At 68.6% G+C, this 23,642-nt stretch carries 14 protein-coding genes; 8 read left to right on the top strand and 6 right to left on the bottom strand.

Annotated features, from left to right (window positions below):
• Nucleotides 1-32: 32 nt before the first annotated feature.
• On the top strand, nucleotides 33-1,532 hold the full coding sequence (gene proP / locus BLT97_RS14095) for a glycine betaine/L-proline transporter ProP (protein WP_093609771.1): 1,500 nt from the start codon (nucleotides 33-35) through the stop codon (nucleotides 1,530-1,532).
• An 88-nt stretch (nucleotides 1,533-1,620) separates the two neighbouring features.
• Here proP and qcrB read toward each other — a convergent pair whose 3' ends face one another.
• The gene (qcrB, locus tag BLT97_RS14090; protein ID WP_093609769.1) at nucleotides 1,621-3,276 is read right to left on the bottom strand and encodes a cytochrome bc1 complex cytochrome b subunit; all 1,656 of its coding nucleotides are present in this window, start codon (nucleotides 3,274-3,276) and stop codon (nucleotides 1,621-1,623) included.
• A 163-nt stretch (nucleotides 3,277-3,439) separates the two neighbouring features.
• Here qcrB and BLT97_RS14085 point away from each other — a divergent pair, with 163 nt between their 5' ends.
• Nucleotides 3,440-4,165, top strand: coding sequence for a glucose 1-dehydrogenase (locus BLT97_RS14085; protein ID WP_093609767.1), 726 nt, complete (start codon nucleotides 3,440-3,442; stop codon nucleotides 4,163-4,165).
• Nucleotides 4,166-4,232: 67 nt separating this feature from the next.
• Nucleotides 4,233-5,126: a chitosanase gene (locus tag BLT97_RS14080; protein WP_093609765.1), complete on the top strand. Its 894-nt coding sequence runs from the start codon at nucleotides 4,233-4,235 to the stop codon at nucleotides 5,124-5,126.
• Nucleotides 5,127-5,259: 133 nt separating this feature from the next.
• Here BLT97_RS14080 and BLT97_RS14075 read toward each other — a convergent pair whose 3' ends face one another.
• From BLT97_RS14075 to BLT97_RS14065, 3 genes are read right to left on the bottom strand one after another with little or no spacing between them, the layout of a single operon-like run.
• Nucleotides 5,260-6,093, bottom strand: coding sequence for a carbohydrate ABC transporter permease (locus BLT97_RS14075; RefSeq protein WP_093609763.1), 834 nt, complete (start codon nucleotides 6,091-6,093; stop codon nucleotides 5,260-5,262).
• Complete coding sequence (locus BLT97_RS14070; RefSeq protein ID WP_093609761.1) at nucleotides 6,090-7,067, bottom strand: carbohydrate ABC transporter permease; 978 nt, start codon at nucleotides 7,065-7,067, stop codon at nucleotides 6,090-6,092. Before BLT97_RS14070 ends, BLT97_RS14075 begins: the two co-directional genes overlap by 4 nt.
• Before the next feature lie 32 nt (nucleotides 7,068-7,099).
• Nucleotides 7,100-8,404 (bottom strand): sugar ABC transporter substrate-binding protein, encoded by a 1,305-nt coding sequence (locus BLT97_RS14065; protein WP_093609759.1) that lies wholly within the window; start codon nucleotides 8,402-8,404, stop codon nucleotides 7,100-7,102.
• Nucleotides 8,405-8,707: 303 nt separating this feature from the next.
• Between BLT97_RS14065 and BLT97_RS14060 the strand changes: the two genes are divergently transcribed.
• The 5 genes from BLT97_RS14060 to BLT97_RS14040 all read left to right on the top strand — a co-directional run bounded on the left by BLT97_RS14060 (nucleotide 8,708) and on the right by BLT97_RS14040 (nucleotide 16,664).
• On the top strand, nucleotides 8,708-9,208 hold the full coding sequence (locus tag BLT97_RS14060; RefSeq protein WP_093609757.1) for a lamin tail domain-containing protein: 501 nt from the start codon (nucleotides 8,708-8,710) through the stop codon (nucleotides 9,206-9,208).
• A gap of 152 nt (nucleotides 9,209-9,360) precedes the next feature.
• Nucleotides 9,361-10,407 (top strand): vWA domain-containing protein, encoded by a 1,047-nt coding sequence (locus BLT97_RS14055; protein WP_093609755.1) that lies wholly within the window; start codon nucleotides 9,361-9,363, stop codon nucleotides 10,405-10,407.
• A gap of 142 nt (nucleotides 10,408-10,549) precedes the next feature.
• Complete coding sequence (locus BLT97_RS38470) at nucleotides 10,550-11,242, top strand: hypothetical protein (RefSeq protein ID WP_245769314.1); 693 nt, start codon at nucleotides 10,550-10,552, stop codon at nucleotides 11,240-11,242.
• Nucleotides 11,239-11,880 carry a hypothetical protein gene (locus tag BLT97_RS14045; RefSeq protein WP_093609753.1) on the top strand — a complete coding sequence of 214 codons (642 nt, stop codon included), beginning with the start codon at nucleotides 11,239-11,241 and terminating at the stop codon, nucleotides 11,878-11,880. The genes BLT97_RS38470 and BLT97_RS14045 overlap by 4 nt, the downstream gene beginning before the upstream one ends.
• On the top strand, nucleotides 11,880-16,664 hold the full coding sequence (locus tag BLT97_RS14040) for a putative T7SS-secreted protein (protein WP_093609751.1): 4,785 nt from the start codon (nucleotides 11,880-11,882) through the stop codon (nucleotides 16,662-16,664). The genes BLT97_RS14045 and BLT97_RS14040 overlap by 1 nt, the downstream gene beginning before the upstream one ends.
• Nucleotides 16,665-17,536: 872 nt before the next feature.
• Here the strand turns inward: BLT97_RS14040 and BLT97_RS14035 are convergent.
• Together BLT97_RS14035 and gltB are read right to left on the bottom strand one after the other, a co-directional pair.
• Nucleotides 17,537-18,997 carry a glutamate synthase subunit beta gene (locus tag BLT97_RS14035; RefSeq protein WP_093609749.1) on the bottom strand — a complete coding sequence of 487 codons (1,461 nt, stop codon included), beginning with the start codon at nucleotides 18,995-18,997 and terminating at the stop codon, nucleotides 17,537-17,539.
• Nucleotides 18,990-23,513, bottom strand: a complete 4,524-nt coding sequence (gene gltB, locus BLT97_RS14030; protein ID WP_093610016.1) for a glutamate synthase large subunit — start codon at nucleotides 23,511-23,513, stop codon at nucleotides 18,990-18,992. The genes BLT97_RS14035 and gltB overlap by 8 nt, the downstream gene beginning before the upstream one ends.
• Nucleotides 23,514-23,642: the final 129 nt, after the last annotated feature.

The raw sequence follows: 23,642 nt of genomic DNA, 5'->3' as shown, positions 1-23,642 counted from the left end.
TCCCGCGGCTCCCCTCAGCGAAAGGTCACCCCATGCGTTCCGACGGCCACGAACCCGAGGCCGACCCGCAGGCCCGCAGACGGCACCGCCTGCTCTTCCGCGCGCTCGAGCGCCGCCGCAACCCCCGTCTGCGCCGTACCGACATCACGGTGACGGACCAGGCCGCGGTGAAACGGGCGGTGAAGGCCGCCTCGCTCGGCAACGCCATGGAGTGGTTCGACTTCGGCATCTACAGCTATCTCGCGGTCACCCTCGGTCATGTCTTCTTCCCGTCGGGCAACGACACGGCGCAGCTCCTGTCCTCCTTCGCGACCTTCGCCGTGGCCTTCCTGGTGCGCCCGCTGGGCGGCATGGTGTTCGGTCCGATGGGCGACAAGGTCGGCCGCAAGAAGGTGCTCGCCCTCACGATGATCATGATGGCCGTCGGCACCTTCGCGATCGGCCTCATCCCGTCCTACGCGTCCATCGGCTTCTGGGCCCCCGCGCTGCTCATCCTCTTCCGGCTGATCCAGGGCTTCTCCACCGGCGGCGAGTACGGCGGCGCCTCCACCTTCATCGCGGAGTACGCCCCGGACAAGCGCCGCGGCTTCTTCGGCAGCTTCCTGGAGCTGGGCACCCTGGCCGGCTACGTCGGGGCCGCGGGCCTGGTCACCGCGCTCACCGCCGCCCTGGGCAGCGACGCCATGGAGGCCTGGGGCTGGCGCGTACCGTTCCTGGTCGCCGGCCCGCTCGGCCTCGTCGGCCTGTATTTGCGGCTGCGCCTGGACGAGACCCCGGCCTTCCAGAAGCTGGAGGGCGCCGGCAGCTACCAGGCCTCCGAGGCCGCCACGGCGGTGGAGACCTCGGCGAAGGGCGACCTCAAGAAGATCTTCCAGCAGTACTGGGGCACGCTCGTGCTGTGCATCTGCCTGGTGGGCGCGTACAACATCGTCAACTACATGCTGCTGTCGTACATGCCGACGTATCTCTCCGACGAGATGCACTACAGCGAGACCCACGGGCTGTTGATCCTGGTCGCCACCATGGTCGTGCTGATGCTGGTGATCAACCAGGTGGGCCGGCTCTCGGACCGCTTCGGCCGCAAGCCGCTGCTCGCGGCGGGCATGCTCGGCTTCTTCTTCCTCTCGATCCCGGCGTTCGCGCTCGTGCAGCAGGGCAGTCTGGCCGCGGTCTCGGCCGGCATGCTGATGCTCGGCTTCTCGCTGGTGTGCCTGCTCGGGACCATGTCCGCGGCCCTGCCCGCGCTGTTCCCCACGCAGGTGCGCTACGGCGGCCTCGCGGTCGGCTACAACCTGTCGGCCTCCTTGTTCGGCGGCACCACCCCGCTGGTGGTCACGGCGCTCATCCACGCCACGGGCACGGACATGCTCCCGGCGTACTACGCGATGGGCGCGGCGCTCGTCGGCCTCGTGGCCATCGCCTGCATGAAGGAGACCGCGCAGCGGCCCCTGGAGGGCTCGCCGCCCTCGGTGGAGACGCCCGAGGAGGCGGCGGAGATCGCCGAGGCCCAGGTGCCGGCCGGACGGCAGTAGCCCGGCCGACACCTGGTGCAGCGCGAGGACCCGTGCCGTCCCGGTTCAGCGCGAGGACCCGTGCCCGGGGTGCGGCGCGAGGACCGGTTCAGTGACCGGACCCGTGCCCGTCCCCATGCCCGCTGGTGACCTCCCGGTACTCCTCCACCGTCGGCTTGGCCACCTGGGTGCCGGGCCCGTACATCGCCTTCGACAGCCGTACGCGCATCCGCTCGCCGCGCGGCACCGGGCGCCGCACCCCGTTGCCGTCGGTCTCCGGGCCCGGGTCGAGGGGCAGGCGCTGCTCGTGCGAGGTGAGCGTGAAGCGCTGCCCCTGCGGAAGCGGTTCGTGGATCTCCACGAACTCACCGTGCGGCAGCCGCTTGATGATGCCGCTCTCCCGCCCGTGCAGCACCTTGTCCCGGTCGCGGTGCTGGAGCCCGAGGCAGATGCGGCGCGTGATCCAGAACGCCAGGACCGGCAGCACGAAGAAGCCGATCCGTACGAACCAGGTGATCGCGTTGATCGACAGATGGAGCTTCGTCGCCACGATGTCGTTGCCGCCGCCGATGAGCAGCACCGCGTATCCCGTGAGCCAGGCGACCCCCAGACCGGTGCGCGTGGGCACGTTGCGCGGGCGGTCGGCGACGTGGTGCTCGCGTTTGTCGCCGGTCACCCAGGCCTCGATGAAGGGATAGACCGCGATCAGCGTCATGTAGACCGGGAAGAGCATGAACGGGATGAAGACGCCGAGCACGAGCGTATGACCGAAGGCGTTGATCTCCCATCCCGGCATCACCCGGATCAGGCCCTCGGAGAAGCCCAGATACCAGTCGGGTTGAGCGCCGGTGGTGACGAGATCGGGCCGGTACGGGCCGAACAGCCACACCGGGTTGATCGTCGCGACCGCGCCCATGAACGCGAGGACGCCGAACACGAGGAAGAAGAAGCCGCCGGCCTTCGCCACGTAGATCGGGAAGAACGGTGCGCCGACGACCTTCTTCTCGGACCGTCCGGGCCCGGCGAACTGGGTGTGCTTGTGGTAGAAGACCAGGATCAGATGGGCCACCACGAGGCCCAGCATGATGCCCGGCAGCAGCAGGATGTGGATCGGGTAGAGCCGCGAGATGATGTCGCCGCCCGGGAACTCGCCGCCGAAGAGGAACATCGCGAGATACGTGCCGACGACCGGGATCGACAGGATCGCGCCCTGCGCGAACCTCAGGCCCGTACCGGAGAGCAGGTCGTCCGGGAGCGAGTAGCCGGTCAGGCCCGTGATCAGGGCGAGCATCAACAGGGTCCAGCCGAACAGCCAGTTGATCTCGCGCGGCTTGCGGAAGGCTCCCGTGAAGAACACCCGCATCATGTGGACGACCATCCCGGCCACGAAGACCAGTGCCGCCCAGTGGTGGATCTGCCGGATGAGCAGCCCGCCGCGCACGTCCATGCTGATCTCGACGGTGGACTCGAAGGCCCGGCTCATGAGGACGCCCTTGAGCGGCTCGTACGAGCCCTCGTACTCGACCTCCATCATGCTCGGCTCGAAGAACAGCGTGAGCCAGGTGCCGGTGAGGATCAGGATGATGAAGGAGTACAGGCAGACCTCGCCCAGCATGAAGCTCGGATGGTCCGGAAACACCTTGCGCATCTGCGACTTGGCGAGGGCGTAGACCCCGAGCCGGCCGTCGGCCCAGTCGGCCAGACGCTCCCCCTTCGCCGGCTGGGCCGGCCTGCCGTTGCTGCGTATCCGCTCCTGGCTGCTCATCCCGGCCTCTCCCCTTCAGGCGGTACTTCAGGGTAGGCATCGAGACTTCCGGTGCCAACAGGCCCTTCAGTACGTGCAGTTGCGGCAAAGCTGTTGATGTTCCCCTCCCAGACTACGAGTATGACGATTCGTCATATCCGCTGGGGTGCACTCGGGAGGCGCGATGATCTCGCTCGACGGCAGGACGGTGCTCATCACGGGGGCGGCCCGCGGCCAGGGAGCGGAGGAGGCGCGGCTGTGCGCCGAGGCCGGGGCGCGCGTGGTGCTGACGGACGTCCTGGAGGAGGAGGGCCACCAGATCGCCAAGTCCCTCGGGGAGCAGGGCCTGTTCGTACGGCTCGACGTGACCGACGCCGAGAGCTGGGCCGGCGCCGTGGCCGCCGCGCTCGGCCGCTTCGGACGGCTCGACGCGCTGGTGAACAACGCCGCGCTGTGGCGCACCGCGTCCGTCGAGGAGGAGACGTACGACAACTTCGAGCGGCTGCTGCGGGTGAACCTGCTCGGGCCGTTCCTCGGGATCCAGGCGGTGGTGCCCGCGATGAAGGAGGCGGGCGGCGGGTCGGTCGTGAACATCTCGTCCACGGCCGGGCTCAAGGGACTCCCCCGGCACGCGGCCTACGGCTCGACGAAGTTCGCCCTGCGCGGCCTGACCCGTTCCTCGGCGCTCGACCTGGCCCCGTACCGGATCCGGGTCAACTCGGTGCACCCCGGGGCGATCGACACCCCGATGATCGCCGAGGCCACGGCGGGCCGCGACTGGTCCCATGTGCCGCTCGGCCGGGTGGGCCAGCCGCGGGACGTGGGGAGCCTGGTGGTGTTCCTGGCGTCGGAGGCCTCGTCGTACATCACGGGCACGGAGTTCGCGGTGGACGGCGGGCAGACGGCCTGATGGTGCGGAACCTGCGCCTCCGCACCCTGGGCGCCCGGCCCGCCGGGCCTCGCCCTACCCTGTGCGCATGAAACGTGCCGGTTGTCTCTTTCTCGCCATAGCTCCCGTGGCGACGCTCGTCGTCTATCTCCTGGGCCCCGACCCGGACGCCGGCGGCCCGGACGACCGGCCCTCCGCCTCCCAGGGCTCGGACGCGCTGGCCGACGAGACGCAGCGCGAGCTGGAGGAGCGCATCCGCAAGATGCCCGCAGGGCTCGCGGCGAAGGACAAGAAGGAGCTGGCCCAGAAGCTCGTGTCGAGCGCCGAGAACTCCACGCTCGACTGGCGCGCGAACTACGGCTACATCGAGGACATCGGCGACGGCAACGGGTACACCGCCGGCATCATCGGGTTCTGCTCCGGCACCCACGACATGCTCGAACTCGTCGAGCGCTACACCGAGGAGCACCCGGACAACGGGCTCGCGGAGTACCTGCCCGCCCTGCGCGCGGTCGACGGCACCGACTCGCACGAGGGCCTCGACGGGTTCCCCGAGGCCTGGGAGCAGGAGGCGAAGAAGCCCGAGTTCCGCGCCGCCCAGGACGAGATGCGCGACGACGAGTACTTCGAGCCGGCCGTGCGGCAGGCGAAGATGGACGGCCTGAGCACCCTCGGCCAGTTCATCTACTACGACGCGATGGTGCTGCACGGCCCCGGCACCGCGCCGAACGGCTTCTACGGGATCCGCGAGCGGGCCATGGAGAAGGCGCGGACGAAGGCCGAGGGAGGCAAGGAGGAGGCGTATCTGAAGGCCTTCCTCGATGTACGCCGCGAGGTCATGAAGGCGGAGAAGCCGGGCCGCCGCCACGGCGACACCTCCCGCATCGACACCGCGCAGCGGGCGTTCCTGGAGGCGGGCAACTTCGCCCTGGACACGCCGCTGGAGTGGAAGGTGTACGGGGATCCGTACCGCGTGAAGTGAGCGCCGCCGGGAAGTGAGCGCCCGCGGGAAGTGAGCGCCGCTGTGAAGCGACCGCCGTCCCGTCCGCAGACTCCGAACTCCGCGGACGGGACAGCGCGGCGAACTCCGCGGACGGGACGGCGCGGCCGCACGCTCAGCCCTTGACGGCACCCGCCGCGAGCCCCGACCCGAGCCGCTTGTGCACGAGCACGAAGAAGATCATCACCGGCAGCGTGACCAGCGTGGAGCTGGCCATGACCGGACCCCAGGCCGTGGAGTTCTCGCCGAAGAACTGGTAGATCCCCACGGCCGCCGTGTACTTCTCGCTGTCCTTCATGAAGGTGTACGCGAACACGAACTCGTTCCACGCGGTGATGAACGCGAAGATCGACGTGGCCACGAGCCCGGGGGCGACCAGCGGCAGCAGCACCGAGCGGAACATCCGGAACCAGGACGCCCCGTCGATGTACGCCGCCTCCTCCACCTCCTTCGGCACCGCCTGCACGAAGCCGCGCAGGGTCCAGATGGCGAAGGGCAGCGAGAGCGCGATGTAGACGATGGTCAGACCGAGCAGCGAGTTGAGCAGCTCGTAGTCCCGCATCTGCAGGAACAGCGGGATGACCAGGGCCTCCAGGGGCACCATCTGCACGATCAGGACCATGATCAGGACCGAGGTGCGGAAGCGGAACTTGAAGCGGGCCACCGCGATGGCCGCGAACAGCGAGAGCACCGCCGCCGCGAGGATCGTGCCCAGCCCGACGAGCGCCGAGTTCAGCAGGAACGTACCGAAGTTGCCCCGCTCGAAGACCAGCTCGAAGTGCTCGAAGCCGAACCCGCTGGGCAGCACGTCCGAGCCCCGGGTGACCGCCTTCGGGTCGAAGGCGGTGGACACCATCCAGTACACCGGGAACAGCGTGAACACGAGCAGCGCGAAGACGGCGAGGGCGAGGCCGCCGCGCGCGGCCGGTGACGTGCGACGCGTACTCACAGGTCCTCCTCCCCCTGCCGGAACAGCGTGCGGATGTAGACGACGGTGATCAGCAGGAGCAGCAGCGTGAGCAGCACGGCCGCGGCCGAGCCCGCCCCGTAGTCGTCCTGCCCGAAGGCCTGGACGTAGGAGTAGACGCCGAGGTTGTAGACCTCCTCGTTGGCGCCGCTGCCGCCCGGCATCAGGAAGATCTGCGTGAAGACCTTGAAGTCCCAGATGGTCGACAGGATCGTCACCACCAGGAAGACGGGACGGATGGTCGGCACGGTGATCTTCCAGAACCGCTGCCAGGCGCTCGCCCCGTCGATCATCCCCGCCTCGTACAACTCCCGTGGAATCGTGAGCAGTCCGGCGAAGACGGTGATCGCCACGAACGGGAAGCCGTGGTGGACCACGTTGAGGGTCGCGATGGCGTAGAAGGGCAGCCGCTCGGTGAACCAGTTGGTGGTGGCCGGGTCGATCAGGCCGAGCGCCCCGGCGAGCTGGCTGAACATGCCCTCCTCCGGCTGGAACAGCCAGATCCAGACATACGTGCCGGTCACGGCCGGCATCGCCCAGGCGGCCAGGATCGACACCGAGCAGATGGCCCGCCAGGTGGTGCCGAGCCGGTTCAGGAGCAGCGCGACGAGCGTGCCGAGGACCACGGTGAGGCCCACGCAGGCGACGGCGAAGAAGACGGTGTTGGGCATGACCGTCTTCCACAGCAGTTCGCTGGAGAGCAGGTCGCCGTAGTGGTCGAACCCGGTGAACTCCCCTTGTCCGCCGCCGAACTTGACCTCCCAGTCCTGCAAGGAGATCTTGCCGACCTGGAAGATCGGATAGAGCAGGAGTCCGGCGAGCACCACGAGCGCGGGCGCGAGCAGCAGCCAGGGCCGGGTGAGCCGTATCAGGCTCCGGCGGCGGGCCGCGGGAGCCGTGTCGGACGGACGGCGGGCAGCTGCCTGCTGCCCGCCGTCCGCGAGCGCGTTCTTCACGTTCGATCAGGCCTTACGTATCCGCGCCCGCCCTACTTGTCCTTGGCGAAGATGTCGTCCATCTGCTGGGCCGCCTTGTCCGCGGCCTCCTTGACGGAGGACTTGCCCGTGATGATCGACTGGATCATGCCGGGGACGACCTGCGCGGCCTGGATCTTGCCGTACGACTCGGTCTTCGGCACCGTGGCGCCCGCCTCCAGCATCTGCGTGGCGAAGGGCTCGACCAGCGGGTCCTTCTTCGCCGCCACCTTCTCCAGCTCGGAGTTCTGGCCCGGGAAGTAGTTGGTCTGCTCGGCCCACTTGGCGGCGAACTCACCGGTGGTCAGGAGCTTCACGAACTCCCAGGCGAGCTCCTTGTTCTCGGTGTCGAACGTGGAGAGGTACGAGCCGCCGAGGAAGGAGCGGCTCATGCCGCCGTCGGGACCGGGGATCGGCACGGCGCCGAGCTTGCCCTCCAGCTCGGGGTTCTCGTCGACGAAGGCCTTCGGGGTCCAGTTGCCGGAGATGGACATCGCGATCTCGCCCTTCTTCCAGGCGTCGCCGACCTCCTTCTCGGTCCAGGTGTTGACCTTGGCCGGGGAGACCTTGTCCTTGGTGGCGAGACCCGTGTAGAACTCGATGCCCTTGATCGCCTCGGGCGAGTTGATGGCCGACTTCCAGCCACCGCCCTCCTCCTCGGCGAGCTCGCCGCCCGCGCCCCAGATGAAGGGGGCCGCGAACATCTCGGCGCCGCCGGCGACCGGGAAGGAGATGAGCTTCGGCTCCTTCTCCTTGAGGGTCTTCGCCGCGTCCTGGAGTTCCTTCCAGGTGGTCGGGGGCTTGATCTTGTGCTTCTCGAAGATGTCCTTGCGGTACAGGACCGAGCGGACACCCGCGTACCAGGGCATGCCGTACTGCTTGCCGTCGAGCGTGCCGGCGTCCTTGAGCCCTTCGACGAGATCGTCGCTCAGCCCGGACTTCTTCACCTCGTCGGTCACGTCGACGAGCGCTTCGGTCTCGGCGAACTGCGGCACCCAGGTGGTGCCGACCTCGGCGACGTCCGGCACCTGGTCGGCGCCGCCCGCGATCGCGGTGGTGAACTTCCGGTTCGCGGTGGCCCACTGCTGGTACTCGACCTTGATCTTCGCGCCGGTCTTCTTCTCGAAGGCGGCGGCGGCCTCCTTGAAGAACGGGCGGGCGTCGGGGTTGGTCCCCTCCATGATCCATACGGTCAGGGTCTTGCCCTTGCCGTCGGTCGCGCGGTCCTTGTCGCCACTGCCGCCCGAGTCATCGCCGCACGCCGTAGCGGTCACTCCGAGCGTCAAGGCGATTGCTGCCGCGATGACACGTCGCTTCATGACGAGCCTCCTTCATGGATGGCGGTCCACTTTGCGTGAGTGATTCTCAACACAGGGGCTCTGGCGAGGTCTAGGCCATTTTCCATACGCAGCCGAACCGTAATGACCATTGCATCGAGCGCAACATGTGCGCGAGCTATTGCAGTTGGTGCAACCAATGACGGTCAAGAAATGCACATATCGGTCATGTGACGTACACATCTGTCGCTTTCGGCGAACACCCGAAACATGTGGAGATCCCGTGTGTAACTTGTGCTCGTTCATCACTCAACTCTCCAGACGAGACCTCCCCAGGAGCCCTCCTTGCGCTCTCGCACCGCCATAGCCGCCGTCACCGCCGTGTTCGCCACGGGCGGTCTGACCGCGCTCGCCGCCCCCGCCCAGGCGGCCGAATACTCGTCCTCCCTGAAGCTGACCGGGGTGCAGTACGACGCACCGGGCCGGGACGACAACCGCTGCTCGGGCGGCAACACGAAAAACGAGTACCTGACGATCAAGAACTACTCGCGCGGCACCACCGTGAACCTGATGGGCTACGTGGTGAAGGACGCGGCGGGCAACACGTTCACCTTCACCAAGAACCACACCCTCCAGCCCGGCGACTACATCAAGCTGCGCGGCGGCAGGGGCACGGACTCCGACAGCGGCAACGTGGTCTACCGCAACAACTGCAACTTCATCTGGAACAACCCGGGCGACACGATCTACTTCTCCAAGCCCTCCGGGGCGCGGGCGGACGTCCACTCGTACACGAAGTCGGGCAGCGACCGGGACGGCAACGGATACGTCAAGTTCCATGGCTGACCAGCGGAGTTGACGGCAGTGCGGGGCGCCCAGGGCGGCGCCCCGCACTCCGTCTCCACCCCCTCCGGCCAAGATCGATTGTCAGTGCCGGCTGGGATGATGAATACATCGATCGGGAGCTGCAGGGGCTGCCGGGACGAGGGGGATTCGTCATGTCCGGATCGCAGAACTACATCAACCACGTCGCACTGGTGCTCGACGCGAGCGCATCGATGTCGCATCTGAGCCGCAAGGTCGTCGAGGTCGCCGACCAGCAGATCGCCTATCTGGCCCGCCGTTCGCAGGAGTTGGACCAGGAGACCCGCGTCACGGTGTACGTGTTCTCGAACCAGGTGGAGTGCGTCATCTACGACAAGGACGTGCTGCGCATGCCGTCCCTGAAGCAGCACTACCGGGCGAACGGTTCGACGGCGCTGCTTGCCGCCACCCTCAAGTCCCAGCGGGAGCTGGCCCAGACGGCCCAGCTGTACGGGGACCACAGCTTCCTCACCTTCGTCCTGACCGACGGCCAGGAGAACACGAGCCACCGCAGCGCGGACGGGCTGGGCAAGACCCCGCAGCAACTGGTCCAGGCGGTCGCCGACTTGGCGCGCACGCAGGAGGACAACTGGACGCTGGCCGTCCTGGTCCCCGACCAGATGGGCAAGCGCGAGGCGATGCAGTACGGCTTCCCGAAGGAGAACATCGCGATCTGGGACGCGACCAGCACCCAGGGTCTCGAAGAGGCCGGCCAGGTCATCCAGGAGGCCACCGAGAAGTTCATGATCGGCCGCACCAAGGGCATCCGCGGCTCCCGGGCCGTCTTCTCCACGGGCGCGGACACGGTCAACAAGGACACGATCAAGGCGGCGGGCCTGAAGCCGGCGGACTCCGGCAGCTACACGCTGCTGGACGTGGACCGCGCGGAGACCATCCGCACGTGGATCGTCGACAGCGGCCACACGTACCGCACGGGCGCTGCCTTCTACCAGCTGAGCAAGTCGGAGAAGGTCCAGGCCCGCAAGCAGATAGCGGTCCTCGAGAAGAAGACGGACCGCGTCTACACGGGCCCGCAGGCCCGCGCCCTCCTGGGCCTCCCGGACACGGAGGTCCGCGTCCGCCCGGACCACAATGCGGAGTTCACCATCTTCATCCAGTCCACGAGTGTGAACCGCAAGCTGGTCCCGCAGACGCGCCTGCTGCTGATGACCCAGCCCTGACCTCTCCCGACGGGGGGATGCGCGGGTCCGGGCCTCGGGAGGGGGAGGCCCGGACCCGCGCCTTTCTCGTGGGCCGCGGGTGACGGGGAACGTCAGGGACCTGCCTTGCAGTCGATCGTGTGCAGTTGCGATGATCGGCCGCATGTCTGAGCACGGGGGTACGGCGGGCGTCCCGCCGCGGTCGCGGCTGGCGGATCTCGTGGGGCCGGCCGAAGGGGGCGCTGCGCGAGAGGCGGAGCGGCCGGATGGTTCGGGGGCGGCGGAGCAGCAGGATGGTTCCGCGGCGGCGGAGCAGCCGGAAGGTGCCGGATCACCGGCCGGGCCCGAAGGCCCCGGATCACCGGCGCGGCCGGAAGATTCCGGATCATCGCCGGGGCCCGAAGGCTCCGGGTCGTCGGCACAGCCGGAGGAATCCGACGAGGTGCGGGCGCGCCGACGGGAGTTCGCGACCGTGCTGGGCGAGTTCCGGCGCACCGCGGTCCTCGTGCCCTTCGCGGGCGGGGGCGGGGCGGACGGTGAGAGGGGTCTGCTGACCGCCGACATGGGCGGAGTCCGCTGGATCTTCGCGTTCTCGAACGAGCAGGCGCTGGCGCGTTTCGCCACGGTACGGGGCGAAGGCTCACGAGAGTGGTCGTACCAGCGCATTCTGGGCGCCCGCCTGCTGGACGCGGCGGTTCCGGCAGCGGGGGTGCCGTGCGGGGTGGCGTTGGACTGCGCGGACGGTCCGGACGGCGTGCTGTTTCCTCCGGTGGCGGGAATCGTGCCGGATGCGGCAGCCGTGGATACGTCCCGGAGCGCAACGGGCAGTGACGGACGTGACGGGGGTGCGGCGTGAGCGGCGGCGGCAAGGATCTCAAGGCCCAGGGGCTCGGACTCATCGCGCAGGGCCTGACGGCCGCGCTGGACGAGCTCAAGGAGCTGGGCATGGTGGGCACCGCCGGAGCCGGGCGCGGCTTCGGCGATATCGCCCTGTCCGGCCTCGAGTTGGGGCACGAAGGCCTGACCGGCGAGTTCTCCTCGTTCTGCGAGCGCTGGGAATGGGGCGTGCGCTCGCTGATCAACGAGGGCAATTCCTTCGCCCAGAAGACCGGCCTGTCCGCCGGCACGTACTACGAGACCGATCAGTACGTGGAGGGCTCGCTGAAGGTCGCGACGAACTCCCTGATCGGCAACCCGTATGCGACCGAGGACGAGGTGACCCGTCAGAACTGGGGCGACGTCGCCACCTCCGGCATCTTCAGCGGTGAGGTCGACTACAGCAAGGAGTCCTTCGACACGGCGTTCGCCAACGCGGAGCAGGGCTGGAAGGACGCGGGCCGGGACGTGGCCACCTCCGACTTCCTCGGCACGTCACGAGCCCAGGATCTCGCGGGCCTGAGCGACGCGGAGTACGAGGCGTACCTGGACGAGGCCTTCGGCCCCTCGGCCGAGGAACGCGCGAAAGCTGCCGAACAGGGCGGGGGCGCAGGCTGATGGGACTCCTGGACGATCTGAGCGACGTCGGCGGAGCGATCAAGGACGGGGTCAACGACGGCCTCGGCGCGATCGAGGACGGCATCGACGCCGGGAAGAAGGCGCTCGGCGAAGGCGTCGACTGGACCACGGACAAGGTGGGCCAGGGCCTGGACTACGTGGGCTGGGAGTCCGGCGCGGACGCCGTCGAGGACTGGGGCGACCAGGTCGCCTCCGACCTGGGTGCGACGCCGGGCGAGCAGCAGCTGGGTCAGACCGAGGACCCCGACGAGCTCGTGCACGGCAACCCGGAGAAGATCCGCGCGTCGGCCAAGCACCTCAAGGATTTCCACGCCGCCTTCGACAAGGTCGCCGACGGGATGCGCAAGGTCGACTCCTCGGGCTGGGCGGGCGAGGGCGCCGAGGCGTTCCGCAAGAAGTTCGGCGTGCATCCGGCGAAATGGGCGCACGCGGCCGACGCCTGCGAGAAGGCGGGCGCCGCGCTGTCCGCCTACGCGGACACGGTCAAGTGGGCGCAGGGACAGGCCAAGGAGGCCATCGAGCTCTACAAGAAGGGCAAGAAGACCTCCGACGACGCCGTCACCGCATACAACCAGCGCGTCGACGCCTACAACGCCAAGCTGAAGGCGAACGAGGATCCGGGCCCGCGCCCGGAGCCCTTCAAGGACCCCGGCAAGGCCGACATCACCAAGGCCCAGGAGAAGCTCGCCGAGGCCCGCAAACAGCGGAACACAGCCGGTGCCGAGGCCCAGTCCAAGGTCAAGGCGGCTCTGGCCCACGCTCCGGCCGAGCCTCCCCCGCTCGACCGTCTCGGGGGCAACATCGCCGACGGCTTCAAGGCACTCGACACCGAACTCACCCATGTCGTCGGCGGCGTCCTCAAGGGCGGGGCGGGCCTGGTCAACTTCGTCCGCGGCCTCAACCCTTTGGACCCGTACAACCTGACGCACCCGGCCGAGTATCTGCAGAACGCCTCGATGACCCTCTCGGGCCTGGTCTCCACGGCGGCCCACCCGGACCGCGCCGTCTCCGCGGCCGTCGACGCCTTCAAGAAGGACCCCTCCGAGTTCGTCGGCCGCCTGATCCCGGAGATCCTCGGCACCAAGGGTGCGGGTATGGCTCGCGGGGCGCTGACCACCGGCATCAAGACGGCGGCGAAGGAGTCGTTGGAGAGCGGGGCACAGAAGGCCGCGCGCGAGTCGGTCGACGAGGGACCGAACCAGGTCGCCCGCGGCAAGGACGCCGTGGAGACCAAGGGTTCCGACCCGGTCGACATGGCGACCGGCAAGATGTTCCTGCCGCAGACGGACGTGGTCCTGCCCGGTGTGCTGCCGCTCGTGTTCCAGCGCCGCGTCGAGTCGGGCTACCAGTTGGGCCGTTGGTTCGGTCCTTCCTGGTCGAGCACCGTCGATCAGCGCCTGGAGATCGATACCGAAGGCGTCCTCTTCGTCACCGAGGACGGCCGCATCCTGGCCTACCCGCACCCGGCCCCCGGCGTCCCGGTTCTGCCGAGCCACGGTCCCCGGTGGCCGCTGGACCGCGAGCCGGGCGGCTACACCATCACCCAGCCGTCATCCGGCCGCGTCTGGCACTTCTCCGACCACAGCGACGAACTCGCCGTCCTGGTCCAGATCGACGACCGGCACGGCAACTGGATCACCTTCGAGTACGACGCCGAGGGCGCACCCACCGCGCTGGTGCACAGTGCGGGCTACCACCTCAAGGTCTCCACGTCCGAGGGGCGCGTCACAGGGCTGCGCCTCGCGGGCGGCTCCGAGGACGGCACCGACCTGGAGCTGCTGCGCTACGGCTACACGGAGGGCAACCTCACCGAGACCATCAACTCCTCCGGTCGGCCGCTGCGTTTCACGTACGACGACCGCCGCCGCGTCACGTCCTGGACGGACACCAACGACCGTTCGTACACGTACGTCTACGACGACGCGGACCGATGCGTGGCCGAGGGCGGCAGCGACGGCCATATGACCCTGCGCCTCGACTACGACGGCACCGACCCGTCGACCGGGCACAAGGTCACCACGACGACCACGGGTGACGGCCACGTCCGTCGCTTCGTCATCAACGACGAGGCGCAGGTGGTCGCGGAGATCGACCCGCTCGGCCACACCACCCGTTACGAGCGCGACCGCTACAACCGCCTGCTCTCCACCACCGACCCGCTCGGCCACACCACGGAACTGGTCTACGACGAGGCGGGCAACCCGACCACGGTCACCCGGCCCGACGGCCGCTCCAGCACTGCCGAGTACAACGAACTCGGTCTGCCGGTGAGGGTGGTGGCCCCGGACCGCAGCGTCCGCAGCTACACCTACGACGAGACAGGCAACCGTACGTCGGCCACCGCGCCGAACGGTGCCCTCACCCGCTTCACGTACAACTCCGCCGGCCATCTCACCGAGGTCACCGACCCCCTCGGCCACTCCACGCGCATCCAGTGCGATCGCGCAGGCCTGCCCCTGACCGTCACGGACCCGCTCGGCGCGACCACGCATTTCACTCGCGACGCCCTCGGCCGCCCAGTCACCATCACGGACCCGCTCGGCGCGGTCACCCGCCTGACGTGGACGGTCGAAGGCAAGCTCACCCGCCGCACCGCCCCCGACGGCACCTCCGAATCCTGGACGTACGACGGCGAAGGCAACTGCACGTCCCACACCGACCAGTTGGGTGCGGTCTCCACCTTCGAGTACACCCACTTCGACCTGCTGACGGCCCGCACCGGCCCGGACGGGGTCCGCCACACCTTCACCCACGACCACGAGCTCCGCCTCACCCAGGTCACCAACCCGCAGGGCCTGACCTGGAACTACACCTACGACGCGGCCGGCCGCCTGATATCCGAAACGGACTTCGACGACCGCGAGCTCACCTACACCCACGATGCGGCGGGCCGGCTGACCTCCCGGACGAACGCCCTCGGCCAGACGACGTCCATCGAGCGGAACGCGCTGGGCCAGATCACCCGCAAGGACGCCGCGGGCGCGATCACGACCTTCGCCTACGACCTCACGGACCAGCTCGCCCACGCAGCGGGGCCGGACTGCGAACTCACCCTTCTGCGCGACCGGTTCGGGCGCCTGCGTTCGGAGACGATGGACGGCCGCGAACTGCGCTACGAGTACGACGAGTTGGGCCGTTGCATCGGCCGCACCACACCCACCGGCGCGGCCAGCACCTGGTCCTACGACGCGGCAGGCCGCCGCACCCGCCTCACCACGTCCGGCCGCACGATCGACTTCGACTACGACGAGGCCGGCCGTGAGGTATCCCGGCGCATCGGAGACGCGCTCTCCTTCACCAACACCTACGACCCGCTGGGCCGCCTCCTCGACCAGTCGATCACGGCGAGCGACAGCCGTACCGTCGTCCAGCACCGCGCGTACACCTACCGCGCGGACGGCAACCTGACCTCGATCGAGGACCAGCTCTCCGGGAACCGCCGCTTCGACCTGGACGCGGCGGGCCGCGTCACGGCCGTCCACGCCGCGAACTGGACGGAAACGTACGCCTACGACGAGTCCGGCAACCAGACCTCGGCCACCTGGCCGGACTCCCACCCCGGCCACGAGGCAACCGGCCCGCGCACCTACGAGGGCACCCGCATCACCCGCGCCGGAGGGGTCCGTTACGAACACGACGACCTCGGCCGAGTCGTCCTCCGCCAGAAGACCCGCCTGTCCCGCAAGCCGGACACCTGGCGCTACGAGTGGGACACGGAAGACCGCCTGACGTCGACGACCACTCCCGACGGCACCCTCTGGCGCTACACGTACGACCCCCTGGGCCGCCGCACGGCCAAGCTCCGCATGGCGGAGGACGGGGAAACGGTCGTGGAGCGGGTGGAGTTCACTTGGGACGGGACGACGCTGTGCGAACAGGTCACCGTGACCCCGGCGTGGGAGCACCGCATTGCCCTCACCTGGGACCACCGCGGTCCACGTCCCATCACGCAATCCGAACGCCGGCTACCGCAGGAATTCTCTCAGCAGGAAATAGACACGCGGTTCTTCACCGTCATCACCGACCTCGTCGGCGCTCCGACCGAACTCCTTGACGAGCGGGGAAGCGTTGCCTGGCGTACGCGAACGACATTGTGGGGCACGACAGCCTGGAGTTCTGCGAGCACTACGTACACACCACTGCGCTTCCCCGGCCAGTACTTCGATGCCGAATCGCTTCTCCATTACAACTACTTCCGGCACTACGATCCTGAGACTGCCCGTTACGTCACGGCAGACCCGCTCGGGCTCGCACCGTCCCCCAATCAGTTTGCCTACGTCCCGAATCCCACGTCCTTCCTCGATCCACTAGGATTGGCGCCCGTCGGATGCCCGGAGGAAGAGCACCTCTTCCGAGGGACAACCCGAGGCTATGATGCGAGCAGCGGCACCCAGGCCAGCGGATTCACGCCGACGTCAACGGATCCCGGCGTGGCAACAGCGTTCGCTCGACATTCCGAGCAATTCGGGGATGCAGTCGTCCAGTTGATTCCGCGCAGCGCTCTCGACGGCGTTCCCACTGCTCCGGGATACATTCGCGCCGAAGCGGAAGTCGGCGTGGGCCTGTCCGCAGCAGAATTGGGAGGGCGAGCCAGCATTCAGCTGCCCGTGGACACAGCACGAGATATTCTCGGAAACATGGGGATCAATGTCCCGAAGGTGAACTCATACGCAGGAATAACAGATGCCCTCGAGTGGGACATCCCGAAACTCTCTCCAGACCAGATCGCCCAGTTCGTCCGGGAGGCCTACAAACATGGGTGAAGCGCCAGCCGCGATGCAGATCGCGTCCGTTGAATCTCTGGAAGGCAGCAGAGGAGTGTTCGTTGTGCGCTGCATCAGCGGCATCATCCGATGCGGTCAGGTATTCAGCCTCGCGCCGACGACATCATCCGGCGCCCCAGTGTCCGGCCCAGGGCATGCATCGTCGGCAAGCCTGGATTGGATCGAACGCTACGACCGGAGAGTGGACTTCTTCGACCCCCCGCACGTGGCACGGGTTCAACTCTCGGGAGATGGTCTTGAAACCCTGGAACGGGGCAGCACTGCAACCGCACTTCCTTAGGCGATGCATCGATTGGCGCAAGGGCTCGCGACCGGGCTTCAGGATCTGACCACTTGGGCGGCCTCCTGGCTCATGCCCGTAGCGCTGGCCGCACTCGGCCTGCACGGAAGGGTGGAGTGGCTGAGATGCCCGCATCCTGTCCACCCGCTGTCCGGCCGCATGCAAGTCCCCCACGTGGCTTGGCGGCCCGCCTCAGGAATCCACCTTCCACGATCTGCTGCGCCGTACCCACAGTCGAGTTGAGTGGCTGTTCGACTCCACCGGGAGGAATTGGATCCTTGCTGCGGTCCGTCTTGTCCGTGAGGGTGACGGCTTGAATGGAGAACGGTTCAGAAGCCGACGACTGCACGGTACCGCCGGGGCGACAAGCGATGACCCACCATGCCGATCTGAGTCCGTACGCATAGTCGGAATCCGCGCGCCCCACGCTGAACCTCGGGTGGCTGGACCGCGCCCACCCCCGAAACGCCGCAACGCCCACCCCATCCGGTCGGGGACAGGGGCGGGCGTCGCGTCAGTGTTCCGTACGCCGTTGTACGGACCGTTCTCGTGGGCCGGTGTGCGGCCCGGGTCAGACCGTCAGGGCGCGGTCCGTCGGCTTGATCGGGGCCGGGAGGTCCGACGCGCCGGTCAGGAAGCGGTCCACTCCGCGCGCCGCCGAGCGGCCCTCGGCGATCGCCCAGACGATCAGCGACTGGCCGCGGCCCGCGTCACCGGCGACGAACACACCGGGAACGTTGGTCTGGAAGTCGGCGTCGCGGGCGATATTACCCCGTGCGTCCAGTTCCAGGTCGAACTGGGCCACCAGGCCGTTCTCGACGTCCGTGCCGGTGAAGCCCATGGCCAGCGTGACCAGCTGCGCCGGGATCACGCGCTCCGTGCCCGGCTTCTGCTCCAGCTTGCCGTTCACGAACTCGACCTCGATGAGGTGCAGGGCCTGGACGTTGCCGTCCTCGTCGCCCTCGAAGTGCGTGGTCGAGACGGAGTAGACCCGCTCGCCGCCCTCCTCGTGGGCCGAGGTGACCTTGTAGAGCATCGGGAAGGTCGGCCACGGCTGGTGCGGCGCACGGTCCTCGCCCGGCTTCGGCATGATCTCCAGCTGCGTGACGGACGCGGCGCCCTGGCGGTGGGCGGTGCCCACGCAGTCCGCGCCCGTGTCACCGCCGCCGATGACGACGACGTGCTTGCCCTCGGCCGTGATGGGCGGGGCCACGAAGTCGCCCTCGACCACCTTGTTGGCGAGCGGCAGGTACTCCATCGCCTGGTGGATGCCCTTCAACTCCCGGCCGGGGACGGGGAGATCGCGCGCCGTGGTGGCGCCGGCGGCGATGACCACCGCGTCGTACCGCTTGCGCAGGTCCGTCGCCTTGAGGTCGCGGCCGATCTCGATGCCCGTACGGAAGCGGGTGCCCTCCGCGCGCATCTGCTCGATGCGGCGGTTGATGTGCACCTTCTCCATCTTGAACTCGGGGATGCCGTAGCGGAGCAGGCCGCCGATGCGGTCCGCGCGCTCGTAGACCGCGACCGTGTGGCCGGCCCGCGTCAGCTGCTGGGCGGCGGCCAGGCCCGCCGGGCCCGAGCCGACGACCGCGACGGTCTTGCCGGAGAGGCGCTCGGGCGCCTGCGGCTTGACGTCGTTGGCGTCCCAGGCCTTGTCGATGATCGAGACTTCGACGTTCTTGATCGTGACGGCCGGCTGCGAGATGCCGAGCACGCAGGCCGACTCGCAGGGAGCCGGGCAGAGGCGGCCGGTGAACTCCGGAAAGTTGTTCGTCGCGTGCAGACGCTCCGAGGCCGCCGCCCAGTCCTCGCGGTACGCGTAGTCGTTCCACTCGGGGATCAGGTTCCCCAGCGGACAGCCGTTGTGGCAGAACGGGATGCCGCAGTCCATGCAGCGCGAGGCCTGCGTCGAGATGATCGGCAGCAGGGAGCCGGGGACGTAGACCTCCTTCCAGTCCTGGACGCGCTCGGCGACGGGACGGGTGCAGGCGACCTCGCGGCCGTGCTTGAGAAAGCCCTTCGGATCAGCCATTGGTCGCCGCCTCCATCATCTTCTCGGTGATCTCGGACTCGGAGAGCCCGGCTCGCTCGGCGGCGTCCTTGGCGGCGAGCACTGCCTTGTACGTCTGCGGAATGATCTTGCTGAAGCGGGCGGCCGAGGCCTCCCAGTCGACGAGCAGCTTCTCGGCGACGGTGGAGCCGGTCTCCTCCGCGTGGCGGCGCACGACGTCGTGCAGCCACTGCTTGTCGGAGTCCGACAGCTCCTCGACCGCTTCCAGGTTCCCGGAGTTGACGTTGTTCCGGTCCAGGTCGATGACGTACGCCGTACCGCCGGACATGCCGGCCGCGAAGTTGCGTCCCGTCTCGCCGAGGACGACGGCCTGGCCGCCGGTCATGTACTCGCAGCCGTGGTCGCCCACGCCCTCCGAGACGACCAGGGCACCCGAGTTGCGGACGCAGAAGCGCTCGCCCGTACGACCGCGCAGGAAGATCTCGCCGCCGGTCGCGCCGTACGCGATGGTGTTGCCGGCGATCGTCGAGTACTCGGCGAGGTGGTCGGCGCCGCGGTCCGGGCGGACGATGACGCGGCCGCCCGAAAGGCCCTTGCCCACATAGTCGTTGGCGTCGCCTTCGAGGCGCAGCGTCACACCGCGCGGCACGAACGCGCCGAAGGACTGGCCCGCGGAACCGGTGAAGGTGATGTCGATGGTGTCGTCGGGCAGGCCCGCGCCACCGAACTTCTTCGTCACCTCGTGGCCGAGCATGGTGCCGACCGTGCGGTTGATGTTGCGGATCGCGACCTGGGCGCGCACCGGCTGGGCGTCCTCGGCGGCGTTGGCCGCGAGGGCGTCGGCGGCCAGCTTGATGAGCTGGTTGTCGAGCGCCTTCTCCAGACCGTGGTCCTGCGAGATCAGCTGGTGGCGGACGGCGCCCTCGGGCAGGTCCGGCACGTGGAACAGCGGCTCGAGGTCCAGGCCCTGGGCCTTCCAGTGGTCCACGGCCCGCGTGGTGTCGAGGAGTTCGGCGTGGCCGACGGCCTCCTCGATGGAGCGGAAGCCGAGCTCGGCGAGGAGCTCACGAACCTCTTCGGCGATGAACTCGAAGAAGTTCACGACGAATTCGGGCTTGCCGGTGAAGCGCTCGCGCAGCACGGGGTTCTGCGTGGCGATGCCGACCGGGCAGGTGTCCAGGTGGCAGACGCGCATCATGACGCAGCCGGAGACGACGAGCGGCGCGGTGGCGAAACCGAACTCCTCGGCGCCGAGCAGCGCGGCGATGACCACGTCACGGCCGGTCTTGAGCTGCCCGTCCGTCTGGACGACGATTCGGTCGCGCAGACCATTCAAAAGCAAGGTCTGCTGGGTCTCGGCGAGACCGAGCTCCCAGGGACCGCCCGCGTGCTTGAGCGAGGTGAGCGGCGAAGCGCCCGTACCGCCGTCGTGGCCGGAGATGAGCACCACGTCCGCGTGCGCCTTGGAGACACCCGCGGCGACCGTGCCGACACCGACCTCGGAGACCAGCTTCACGTGGATGCGGGCCGCCGGGTTGGCGTTCTTGAGGTCGTGGATCAGCTGAGCCAGGTCCTCGATGGAGTAGATGTCGTGGTGCGGCGGCGGCGAGATGAGGCCGACACCCGGGGTCGAGTGACGGGTCTTGGCCACCCACGGGTAGACCTTCGGGCCGGGCAGCTGGCCGCCCTCACCGGGCTTGGCGCCCTGGGCCATCTTGATCTGGATGTCGTCCGCGTTGACGAGGTATTCGCTCGTCACGCCGAAGCGGCCGGAGGCGACCTGCTTGATGCTGGACCGCCGCGCCGGGTCGTACAGACGCTCCGGGTCCTCGCCGCCCTCACCGGTGTTGGACTTGCCGCCCAGCTGGTTCATGGCGATGGCGAGGGTCTCGTGCGCCTCCTTCGAGATGGAGCCGTACGACATGGCGCCGGTGGAGAAGCGCTTGACGATCTCGGAGACCGGCTCGACCTCGTCGATGGAGATCGAGGGACGGTCCGACTTGAAGTCGAACAGGCCGCGCAGGGTCATCAGGCGCTCGGCCTGCTCGTCCACGCGCTGCGTGTACTGCTTGAAGATGTCGTAGCGCCGGGTGCGCGAGGCGTGCTGGAGGCGGAACACCGTGTCCGGGTCGAACAGGTGCGGCTCGCCCTCGCGGCGCCACTGGTACTCGCCACCGATCTCGAGCGCGCGGTGCGCCGAGGGGATGCCGGAGGCCGGGTAGGCCTTGGCGTGCCGGGCGGCGACCTCCTTGGCGATGACGTCGATGCCGACGCCGCCGATCTTGGAGGCGGTGCCGTTGAAGTACTTCTCGACGAAGGCCTGGTCGAGGCCGACGGCCTCGAAGACCTGCGCGCCACGGTACGAGGCGACGGTCGAGATGCCCATCTTGGACATGACCTTGAGGACGCCCTTGCCGAGCGCGTAGATCAGGTTGCGGATGGCCTGCTCGGCCTCGATGCCCGGCAGGAAGGTTCCGGCACGGACGAGGTCCTCGACGGACTCCATCGCGAGGTACGGGTTGACCGCGGCCGCGCCGAAGCCGATGAGCAGCGCGACGTGGTGTACCTCGCGCACATCGCCGGCCTCGACGAGCAGACCCACCTGGGTGCGCTGCTTGGTGCGGATGAGGTGGTGGTGCACGGCGGCGGTGAGCAGCAGCGACGGGATCGGCGCGTGCTCGGCGTCGGAGTGCCGGTCGGACAGGACGATCAGGCGGGCGCCGCCCTCGATCGCCGCGTCGGCCTCGGCGCAGATCTCCTCGATGCGCGCCGCGAGTGCGTCGCCGCCGCCGGAGACCCGGTAGAGACCGGACAGGGTCACGGCCTTCATGCCGGGCATGTCGCCGTCGGCGTTGATGTGGATGAGCTTGGCCAGCTCGTCGTTGTCGATCACCGGGAACGGCAGGGTGACCGAGCGGCAGGACGCGGCCTGCGGGTCGAGCAGGTTGGAGCCCGGGCCGAGCGAGGAGTGCAGCGAGGTGACGAGCTCCTCGCGGATCGCGTCAAGGGGCGGGTTGGTGACCTGCGCGAACAGCTGCGTGAAGTAGTCGAAGATCAGCCGCGGACGGTTGGAGAGCGCGGCGATCGGGGTGTCCGTACCCATCGAACCGATCGGCTCGGCACCGGACTTGGCCATCGGCGTCAGCAGGACGCGCAGCTCTTCCTCGGTGTAGCCGAAGGTCTGCTGGCGGCGCGTGACCGAGGCGTGCGTGTGCACGATGTGCTCGCGCTCGGGCAGGTCCTCGAGCTCGATGATCCCGGCTTCCAGCCAGTCCTCGTACGGGTGCTCGGCGGCGAGCTGGGCCTTGATCTCGTCGTCCTCGATGATCCGGTGCTCGGCGGTGTCGACGAGGAACATGCGGCCGGGCTGGAGCCGGCCCTTGCGCACGACCTTGGACGGGTCGATGTCGAGCACGCCGACCTCGGAGCCGAGCACGACGAGACCGTCGTCGGTGACCCAGTAGCGGCCGGGGCGCAGACCGTTGCGGTCGAGGACCGCGCCGACCTGGGTGCCGTCGGTGAAGGTGACACAGGCCGGACCGTCCCAGGGCTCCATCAGCGTGGAGTGGTACTGGTAGAACGCGCGCCGGGCCGGGTCCATCGAGGCGTGGTTCTCCCACGCCTCCGGGATCATCATCAGGACCGAGTGCGGCAGCGAACGGCCGCCCAGGTGCAGGAGTTCGAGCACCTCGTCGAAGGAGGCGGAGTCGGAGGCGTCCGGGGTGCAGATCGGGAAGATCCGCTCCAGGTTGTCGCCGCCGTTCCCGGCGGAGCCGAAGAGCTCGGAGGCCAGCTGGGACTCGCGGGCCCGCATCCAGTTCCGGTTGCCCTTGACGGTGTTGATCTCACCGTTGTGCGCGACGAAGCGGTACGGGTGGGCGAGCGGCCAGCTCGGGAAGGTGTTCGTCGAGAAGCGCGAGTGGACGAGCGCGAGCGCGGAGGCGAAGCGGCGGTCGGACAGGTCCGGGAAGAAGGGCTCGAGCTGGCCGGTGGTCAGCATGCCCTTGTAGACGATGGTCCGCGCGGAGAACGACGGGAAGTACGTGGCGGCCTCGCGCTCGGCGCGCTTGCGCAGCACGAACGCCTTGCGGTCGAGGTCGATGCCCTGCGACGTGCCGTCCGCGACGAACAGCTGACGGAAGACCGGCATCGTGGAGCGCGCGGAGGCACCGAGCAGCTCGGGCGCGACCGGGACCTCGCGCCAGCCGAGGACGGTCAGGCCCTCCTCGGCGGCGATGCCCTCGATCTTCGCGGCGGTCTCGTCCGCGTCCTCGACCGGCAGGAAGGCGATGCCCACGGCGTACGAACCGGCCTCGGGCAGCTCGAAGTCCGTGACCTCGCGCAGAAACGCGTCCGGGACCTGGGAGAGGATGCCGGCGCCGTCGCCCGAGTCGGGCTCGGAGCCGGTGGCGCCGCGGTGTTCGAGATTGCGCAGTACGGTCAACGCCTGCTCGACCAGCTCGTGGCTGGCCACACCGGTCAGAGTGGCCACGAACCCGACACCACAGGCGTCGTGCTCGTTACGGGGGTCGTACATCCCCTGCTGGGCGGGGCGACCGTCCATGGGCGACCAGGCGTCGGAACGCATCGGCTCTCCCGTCGTCGTCGTGGCAAAAGTGCAGGTGCCGAGGGACGACGTTGGCCCTCACGCTTCAAAGGCTGCGCG

Source organism: Streptomyces indicus, assembly GCF_900100315.1.
In the GTDB taxonomy this organism is placed as follows: Bacteria; Actinomycetota; Actinomycetes; order Streptomycetales; family Streptomycetaceae; genus Streptomyces; species Streptomyces indicus.
The sequence above is the reverse complement of the archived record's forward strand: the minus strand, read 5'-3'. Positions and strand labels throughout refer to the sequence as shown.